The following is a 9603-nucleotide window of genomic DNA, read 5'->3' as shown; positions in this document are numbered from 1 at the left end:
TTCCTGACCGGGCTCGGCATCGGCAATTACGGCGTGCTGACGCTGATCCTGATCATGTATCTCCTGCTGGGCTGCCTGATGGATGCGCTGGCGATCGTGATCCTCACGGTTCCGATCATCTTCCCGCTGATCAAGCAGATGGGATTCGACCCAATCTGGTTCGGCATCATCATCGTGATGACCGTGGAACTCGGGCTCATTCACCCGCCGGTGGGCATGAATATTTTCGTCATCAAGAGCGTGCTCGAGGACATCAAGATATCCACGATCTTCGCCGGCGTGATTCCGTTCATCATCACGGACATCATCCGGCTGATCATTCTGGTCCTGTTCCCGATCCTGGCGACCTGGCTGCCATCCCACATGTAGCGGCCGGTGGGACGGGCCTTGCCGCGGCACGGTTTGAGGGGCCAATCGGTGCCTTTTATAATCGTGCCAAGCTGCTAAATACCGGAGAGGATCGATTTCTCCGGCAGCGAGATCATGGAACGTTCATTCAAGAAGGAAGTGCAATCCCTTCGTCTCGGCGAGGGCGAAACCTTCCATGGCGAGGGCATCCTCGCCGTGACCAAGGCGCTGCTGCAGTCCGGCGTGTCCTATGTCGGCGGCTATCAGGGCGCGCCGGTGTCGCACCTGCTCGACGTCATGGTCGACGCCGAGGACTATCTCAAGGAACTCGGCGTCCATGTCGAGACCTGCACCAACGAAGCCTCAGCCGCCGCGATGCTCGGCGCTTCGATCAATTACCCGATCCGCGGTGCGGTGACGTGGAAGGCCATCGTCGGCACCAATGTCGCCTCGGACGCGCTCTCCAATCTTGCCTCGCCCGGCGTGATGGGCGGCGCCATGATCATCGTCGGCGAGGATTACGGCGAGGGCGGCGCGGTGATCCAGGAGCGCTCGCACGCCTATGCGCTGAAATCCTCGATCTGGCTCCTCGACCCAAGGCCGGATCTTCCGAGCATCGTGCGCATCGTTGAAAAAGGGTTCGAGCTTTCCGAGGCGAGCCACGCCCCGGTCATGCTCGAATTGCGCATCCGCGCCTGCCACGTCACCGGCTCCTTCCAGGCCAAGAACAACATCAAGCCGGCGATTTCGGAACTCAGTCGCACCTCGCCTGCCCCGCATAACTTCACGCGTCTGGCCCATCCGCCGGTCACCTTCGCGCACGAGAAGCTGAAGGTGGATCAGCGGATGCCCGTCGCCCGTGATTTCATCATGCGCGAGAAGCTGAACGAAGTCTTTCCCGGCGATCTGAAAGACATCGGCATCATCGTGCAGGGCGGTCTTTACAACGGCACGCTGCGCGCGCTGGAGCGGCTCGGCTTCGCCGATGCGTTCGGCGAATGTCGCGTGCCCGTGCTCTGCCTCAACGTCACTTATCCGCTGGTCCCGGAGGAGATCCGATCCTTCTGCGCCGACAAGAAGGCTGTGCTCATCGTCGAGGAAGGCTTCCCCGAATATATCGAGCAAATGGTCGCGACCGAGCTGCGCCGCGGCGACATTCAGACGAGGCTGCACGGCAAGGATGTGCTGCCGCAGGCCGGCGAATACACCCAGGAAGTCCTGATGCGCGGTCTCGCGCAGTTCCTGATCGACTCCAGGCCGGCACGGGTGGATATCGCCGCGATCGGCGACCGGCTGAAGCAATTGACCGCGCATCTTCCGGCGGTCCAGCACGCGCTGCGCGATCTGCCGCCGCGTCCGCCGACCTTCTGCACCGGCTGCCCCGAGCGTCCGGTCTTCTCCGCACTCAAACTGACACAGGCCGAAACCGGCAACCGGCACATCTCCGCCGACATCGGCTGTCACTGCTTCGGCCTGTTCGCGCCATTCAGCATGGGCAATTCGGTTCTCGGCTACGGCATGTCGCTCGCGAGCGCCGCCGCGGTCGGCCCGAACACCAACAAGCGTCCGATCGCCGTCATGGGCGACGGCGGTTTCTGGCATAACGGTCTGATCACCGGCGTCACCTCGAACCTCTTCAACAAGGGCGACGGCCTGCTGATCGTGTTCCAGAACGGCTATACCTCCGCGACCGGCCTGCAATACATGCCGTCCTCCAAGGCGAGCCGCGCAGGCGAAGGCCAGACCGCCGACATCGAGCAGACGCTGAAAACGATGGGCGTCAAATGGATGCGCAAGGTGCGCACCTATTCGGTCGGCAAGATGATGGCCACGATCAAGGAAGCGCTGGCCAGCGCCGAACATGGGCTGAAGGTCATCATCGCGGACGGCGAATGCCAGCTCGCGCGCCAGCGCCGTGTCCGCGCGGAGGATGCCGGCAAACTCGCGCGCGGCGAGCGCGTGGTGCGCACCAAGTTCGGCGTCGACGATGAAATCTGCACCGGCGACCATTCCTGCATCCGGCTGTCCGGCTGCCCCTCGCTCACGGTAAAGCCTTCGCCCGACCCGCTGCGCACCGACCCGGTTGCGAGCGTGATCGAATCCTGCGTCGGCTGCGGCCTGTGCGGCGAAGTTGCGCATGCCGCGGTGCTCTGCCCCTCCTTCTATCGCGCGGAAATCATTCGCAACGCGACCTGGTGGGATCGGACTTTGTTCAACATCCGGCGCGCGGTGATCGGGTGGTTTGCGGGACGGCAGCCCTCTGGAGAAATGCCGGCTGGCGCAGTGCCGGCCGCAGCGCGTGAACGGGTGCCGGCATGACGACACAGCAACGCCCGGTGACGATGCTGATCGCCGCCCTTGGCGGCGAAGGCGGCGGCGTGCTCACCAACTGGATCATGGCAGCGGCCGCCGATCTCGGCCTGCCGGCGCAGTCGACCTCGATCCCCGGCGTCGCCCAGCGCACCGGCGGCACCACCTATTACATCGAGATTTATCCGCTCACCTGGCAGCAACTCGGCCCGCGTCGTCCGGTGCTCGCGCTGGCGCCCGGGATCGGCGATATCGACGTCCTCGTCTCTTCGGAATTCATGGAAGCCGGCCGCTGTATCGCAGGCGGCTTCTGCACGCCGGACCGCACGCTGCTGATCTCATCCACCAGCCGCTTCTATGTCATCAACGAAAAGATGGCGCTGGGCGATGGCCGGTTCGACGACGCTAGGCTCCTCGAAGCCGCGGAAAAGAATTCGCAAGGCCGCATCCTGTTCGACATGGAGGCGGTCGCGAAGGAAGCCGGCTCCATGATCAATGCGGTGATGCTCGGCGCCATTGCCGGCTGCGGCAAGCTGCCGATCCCGGTCGAGGCCTTCGAGCGCGCGATCCGCGCGGAAGGCAAGGCTGCCGAGGCCAATCTCCGCGGCTTCCGCGCCGGACTTGCCGCCGCGCATGCCGAAGCAACAACACTGCGCCGTGCCGCAGAACCCAAGCGCCGCGAAAAGCCGCGCAACGATCTTGCGACGCTGGAGCGCGAGATCCGGCAGACCATGCCGCAATCGGCGCAGGACATCGTGATTGAGGGCGTGCGCCGGCTCGCACGGTTTCAGGATGACAATTATGCGCGGCTGTTCCTCGATCGGCTGGAACCGCTGCGCGATCTCGACGCGCAGGCGCAGGATGGGGGCAAGTTGCTGCGCGAGACGGCGCGGCACCTCGCGGTCCGCATGTCCTTCGAGGACCTGATCCGCGTTGCGCAGGCGAAGATCGACCCCTCTCGCATGCAGCGCATCGAGCAGGAACTGAATGCAAAGACGGATGAGCCCTATACCGTCACCGAGTTCCTGAAGCCCGGCATCGAGGAAATGTGTCAGGTGCTCCCGCCCGCTTTGGCGCGACGCATCATCGCTTTCTCGGAGAAGCGCGGCTGGCTCGATACCGTGCATGTCGGGATGTATGTCAAGACGACATCCATCTCCGGCTATCTGCGGTTCTGGCTTCTGGCGAAGCTTCGCCCCCTGCGCCGTTACATGCACCGCTATGTCGAGGAGCAGGCGCAGATCGAGGCCTGGCTCGGCATGATTCTGCAGGCGGCGCGGTACTCACCCGCGCTTGCGCTCGAAATCGCCGAATGCGCCCGGCTGATCAAAGGCTACGGCTCGACCCACAAGCGCGGAACCCAGAATTTTCAGACCATCGAAATGCGTCTGATCCGGCCCGCGTTGCAAGGCGCGATCCCGCCGCAGGACGCCATCGACGGCATCACCAGCGCGCGGACGGCGGCCTTGGTCGATCCCGAGGGCCAGTCGCTCGCGAAGTGCCTCGACGAGTTCGATGCGCGATTATCGTTCCGCATCGCAGCGGAATAGCCCGCATTCCCCAGCGGCATTGTAAGGCACGAAGCCGTTCGCTATGCGTGGTCGCTGACTGATAGTCCCGCAAACGCCCGTTCGACCCTGCACGACAAAACAAGAACGCAGGACGGCGTCTGCTGCATGAACGGGAGAAAGCGTTGGAGAAGCGAATGTCAAAGCCATCCGGCGCGACGCAAAGCCAGTCACCGATCGCAGCTGAAATATTCCTGAAGACGCTTGCCGAGCACGGCGTCGATTATTTCTTCTGCAATCCCGGAACCGACTTTCCGCCGATCGTCGAAGCCTTCACCCGCGCTCAGGGCAGCAACGCGAAACTGCCCCAGCCGGTGCTGGTGCCGCACGAAAATCTCGCGGTCGCCATGGCACATGGCGCCTATCTGATGACGGGCCGGCCGCAGGCGGTGATGGTCCACGTCAATGTCGGCACCGGCAACACCATCAACAACATTACCAATGCCGCACGCGATCGCGCGCCATTGATCCTCGCCGCAGGCCGCACGCCCTTCACCGAAAAGGGCAGCTTCGGTTCGCGCAGCCGCTCGATCCATTGGGCGCAGGAAATGTTCGACCAGGCCGGCATGCTGCGGGAGATGGTCAAGTGGGATTACGAGCTCAAGGTGCCCGACCAGGCGGCCGATGTCGCCGCCCGCGCCTATGAGATGACGATGACATCACCGCGCGGTCCGGTTTACCTCGTGCTGCCGCGCGAGCCACTGGCGGCGCCGGTTTCCGAAACATTGTCGTCGGCGCCGCGGCAATTGCCGGTTCTGGGCAGCCCCGATCCGAAGGCCATCGAAACACTCGCGGAATGGATCGCAAAATCGCATTCGCCATTGATCGTGACATCGTCGGACGGTGATCCGCGCGCGGTTGCGGCGCTGGCGAAGCTTGCGGATGCGTTCGCCATCCCGGTCGTCAACCACAACCCGCGCGTCGTGACGTTGCCGGCCAGTCATCCAATGCATGCGGGATACGATTCCGGCCCGCTCGTTACGGAAGCCGACCTGATCATCAATGCCGAATGCGACGTGCCCTGGTATCCGCATCTGGACAAGCTGAAACCAGGTTTCAAGGCCGTACATATCGGCGAGGACCCGATCTATCAGCGCTATCCGATGCGCACCTTCCCGAGCGACCTGTCGCTCGTCGCGCGCTCCGCCGATGTCTTCGAGGCCCTGCACGCGGCACTGCAGAAGCATCGGAGCGCGATGAGCGCAGGCATCGAAGCCCGTCGCAAGACATCTGCCGAGCGCCGCAAGGCCCGCGCGGACAAGGCCGCCAAGGAAGCACGCGGCGCTTCCGACAAGATCACGCCGGCCTATCTCAGTCACTGCATCGGCGAAGCCTTCGGCGCCGACGCCGTGATCTTCAACGAATATCCGTTGTCGCTCGAACATTGCCCCCGTGAAAACGCGCAGACGTTCTTCTCGGTCGGGCCCGCAGGCGGCCTGGGTTGGGGCCTCGGCGCTGCGATCGGCGCGAAGCTTGCGTCGCCCGAGAAGCTCATCGTGGCGACGCTGGGGGACGGCAGCTACATGTTCGGCAATCCGACCGTCAGCCACTGGGTGCAGGACAAGTTCAACCTGCCGATCCTCTCGATCGTATTCAACAACAGCCGTTACGGCGCGGTGCGAAAAGCCACGCTATCGATGTTCAAGGATGGCGTTGCCGGCGAGACTGACGGCCGCTTCCTCGCCGATCTTGACCCCTCGCCGCCTTTCGACGCATTCGTCACTGCTCAGGGCGGTTACGGCGAACGGGTAGAGCGTCCGGAGGACGTACCCGCCGCACTGCAGCGTGCCCAGGAAGCGGTGCGCAACGGAAAGCAGGCGCTCCTCAACGTCATCACTCCTTACTAGGGCTTCCGGTTTCATCCCAAACAAGGTCGGATTCATATGCGTATCGACGCGTTCAATCATTTCTTCCCCAAGGCCTATTTCGAGAAGTTGCTGGCGAGCGGCCTGCCCGATATCGGCAAGCGCTCCACGCAAGTGCCGGCGTTGCACGACATCGATCACCGCCGCAGGATCGTCGGCAGTTTCAAGGACTACAAGCAGGTGATCTCTCTTGCCGCGCCGACGCTCGAACAGGTTTCGCGCGGCGACCCAAAACTTGCTCTGGAATTTGCCAGGATCGGCAACGACGGCATGGCGGAGCTTTGCCAGAAATATCCGGACGAGTTTGCCGGCTTCGTCGCCCAGTCGCCGCTCAGCGCCCCCGATGCCGGGGTCGCCGAAGCTACGCGCGCCATCAATGAGCTCGGCGCCTGCGGCGTACAAATCTTCACCAATGTGGAAGGCAAGCCGCTCGATGCGCCTGAATTCAGGCCCTTCTTCGCGGCGATGGAAAAGCTCGACAAGCCGATCTGGGTGCATCCGTCGCGCGGCGCAAATTTTCCGGATTATCTGAGCGAAAAGAAGTCGCTGTACGAAATCTGGTGGACCTTCGGCTGGGCCTACGAAACCGCTGCGATGATGTCGCGGCTTGTCTTCTCGAAAATCCTCGACGACATGCCGAAGCTCAAGGTCATCGTGCACCATTTCGGTTCGATCGTGCCGACACTCGAAGGCCGTGTTGGTCCGGGCTGGGACCAGCTCGGCGCGCGCACCTCGGACGAGGATTACGGCGCGCTGCTGAAGAGCCTGAAGAAGCGCCCGCTCGATTATTTCAAGCACGACTTCTATCCGGATACCGCGACCTTCACCTCCGAAGGCGCAATGAAGATCGGCTTCGAATTCTTTGATCTCGACAACGTGATCTTCGCGTCAGACTGCCCGTTCGATCCGGAAAAGGGCACGATGTATATCCGTGAGACGCTGCGGATCCTCGACGAGTTCGGTATGCCGAAGGAGGATCTCGACAAGGTTTATTACAAGAACCTGGAACGGATCACCGGCAAGACATTTGTCCGCTGACGGGGCACCTCTCCGGAGGGCCAGGGATCAGAGGCGGCCATCAGAAGCTGCGCTGTTGATGACTCGCCGGGGTTCGCCCCGGCGATTTCTTTTTCCGGGGGCGGTTTGGTAATTTGCGGGCGATGGATGCAGAACTGCCTCGCCCCTCCTCTCCGATGACCGACGTCAATTCAGGCCGCGCGACACCCAAGCCAGCGGACGATGCCGGCCGCGTCACGCCGATGATGGAACAATTCATCGAGATCAAGGCGGCCAATCCGGGTTGCCTGTTGTTCTACCGGATGGGCGATTTTTACGAGCTGTTCTTCGAAGATGCGGAAATCGCCTCCCGCGCGCTCGGCATCGTCCTTACCAAGCGCGGCAAGCATCTCGGCAACGATATTCCGATGTGCGGCGTGCCGGTCGAGCGCTCCGACGAATATCTGCACAAGCTGATTGCGCTCGGGCACCGCGTCGCGGTCTGCGAACAACTTGAAGACCCGGCCGAAGCGAGAAAGCGCGGCGGCAAGAGCGTCGTGCAGCGCGGCGTGGTGCGCCTCGTCACACCCGGCACATTGACAGAGGATTCCCTCCTCGATGCCCGGCGCAACAACTACCTTCTCGCCATTGCCCGCGCCCGCAGCTCCTCGAACGACGATGCCGCGCGCTTCGCCATCGCGTGGATCGACATCTCGACCGGCGAATTTCGCGTGACCGAATGCGATGCGGCACAGCTCGGCGCCGAGATCGCGCGGATCGAGCCAGGCGAGATCATCGTGTCGGACGCGCTTTATGCCGATGCCGGGGTCGCACCGCTGCTGCGCTCATTCGAGCACGTCGTCCCGCTGACCCGCGATCTGTTCGACGGCGTCACGGCCGAACGCCGGCTGTCGGATTATTTCAATGTCGCGACAACCGAAAGCTTCGGCGCGCTCTCGCGGCTCGAACTCACCGCCGCCGCAGCCTGCGTGACCTATGTCGAGCGGACCCAATTCGGCAAACGCCCGCCGCTCTCGCCGCCGATGCGGGAGAATCCCGGCACCGCACTCGCGATCGATGCGGCAACGCGCGCCAATCTCGAACTGATCCGAACGCTGTCAGGTGAGCGGCGAGGCTCGCTGCTCGCCGCAATCGACCGCACGGTGACGTCGGCCGGGGCGCGATTGCTGGCACAGCGCCTGGCGGCGCCACTCACTGACGCCGAGGCGATCGGCCGGCGGCTGGATGCGGTCGCCCTGTTCGTTGACGATGCCGCCACGCGCAACGCGGTCCGCACAAGTCTCAAGGCTGCGCCGGATCTTGCGCGCGCCTTGTCGCGGCTTGTCATCGGACGCGGCGGCCCTCGCGATCTCGCCGCGATCCGCGATGGTCTTGCCGCGGCGTCGGATCTCGCGAAGCGGTTGTCGTCGCTGAATACTGCGCCGCGCGAGATAACCGACGCCGCCGCGGCGCTCGCGCGTCCATCCGCGCATCTGGTGCGCGATCTGACCATCGCGCTGGCTGACGAGCTCCCCGCCTTCAAACGCGACGGCGGATTTATTCGCGATGGCTATGATGCAACGCTCGACGAAATGCGAGCCTTGCGCGATCGTTCGCGCAAGGTCATTGCCGAATTGCAGGCCCGCTACGCCGAAGAAACCGGCGTCCGCATCCTGAAGATCCGTCACAACAACGTCCTCGGCTATTTCGTCGAGGTGACGGCCCAGCACGGAGAAAAGCTGCTGGCGCCGCCGCTCAACGCGCGGTTCATCCATCGACAGACCCTGGCGGGGCAGGTCCGCTTCACCACCACCGAACTCGGAGAGCTGGAAGCCAAGATCGTCAGCGCCGCCGATCGCTCGCTTGGCCTCGAACTCGAGCTTTTCGAGCGCCTCGCGGCGCAAGTGCGGGATGCGACTGCCGACATCGTCGCCGCGGCGGATGCGCTCGCCGCGCTGGATGTTTCCTCCGCGCTGGCTGCGCTCGCGGTCGAGCGCGATTACGTTCGCCCGGCGCTCGACACCTCGCTGTCCTTCGTCGTCGAAGGTGGCCGCCATCCCGTGGTCGAACAGTCGATCCGCGAGCCGTTCATCGCCAATGATTGCGATCTGTCCGCGCCGGACAAGGATGCGGCCAGCAAAGGCGGCCGCATCTGGTTGCTGACCGGCCCGAACATGGCGGGCAAATCAACCTTCCTGCGCCAGAATGCGCTGATCGCGATCCTTGCGCAGATGGGGAGTTTCGTTCCCGCCCGGCGCGCCGAAATCGGAATCGTGGACCGGCTGTTTTCCCGCGTCGGTGCTGCCGACGATCTCGCGCGCGGGCGTTCCACCTTCATGGTGGAAATGGTGGAGACCGCGGCGATCCTGAACCAGGCGACGCGCCGCTCGCTCGTGATCCTGGACGAGATCGGCCGCGGCACGGCGACCTTCGACGGCCTCTCCATCGCCTGGGCCGCAATCGAGCACCTGCACGAGCAGAACCGCTGCCGCGCGCTCTTCGCCACGCATTTCCAC

At 63.6% G+C, this 9603-nt stretch carries 6 protein-coding genes; all 6 read left to right on the top strand.

From position 1 onward, the window contains the following. Positions 1-369: TRAP transporter large permease subunit (locus tag VN004_RS17510; protein WP_325612740.1), on the top strand; the 369-nt coding region annotated here is incomplete at its 5' end. A 111-nt stretch (positions 370-480) separates the two neighbouring features. Next, the gene (locus tag VN004_RS17505; RefSeq protein ID WP_325612742.1) at positions 481-2667 is read left to right on the top strand and encodes an indolepyruvate ferredoxin oxidoreductase subunit alpha; all 2187 of its coding nucleotides are present in this window, start codon (positions 481-483) and stop codon (positions 2665-2667) included. Further along, entirely contained in the window at positions 2664-4208 is a 1545-nt protein-coding gene (locus VN004_RS17500) for an indolepyruvate oxidoreductase subunit beta family protein (protein WP_325612736.1), read from the top strand. Before VN004_RS17505 ends, VN004_RS17500 begins: the two co-directional genes overlap by 4 nt. A 155-nt stretch (positions 4209-4363) precedes the next feature. Next, positions 4364-6073 (top strand): thiamine pyrophosphate-requiring protein, encoded by a 1710-nt coding sequence (locus tag VN004_RS17495; protein ID WP_325612732.1) that lies wholly within the window; start codon positions 4364-4366, stop codon positions 6071-6073. Positions 6074-6109: 36 nt separating this feature from the next. Then, a complete protein-coding gene (locus tag VN004_RS17490) occupies positions 6110-7129 on the top strand; it encodes an amidohydrolase family protein (RefSeq protein WP_325612730.1) in 1020 nt (339 codons plus the stop codon). 155 nt (positions 7130-7284) lie between these two features. Continuing rightward, on the top strand, positions 7285-9603 hold a 2319-nt coding region (mutS, locus tag VN004_RS17485), incomplete at its 3' end, for a DNA mismatch repair protein MutS (protein ID WP_325612727.1).

The sequence above is a fragment of the Pseudorhodoplanes sp. genome (assembly GCF_035565855.1).
Taxonomy (GTDB): Bacteria; Pseudomonadota; Alphaproteobacteria; order Rhizobiales; family Xanthobacteraceae; genus Pseudorhodoplanes.
The sequence above is the reverse complement of the archived record's forward strand: the minus strand, read 5'-3'. Positions and strand labels throughout refer to the sequence as shown.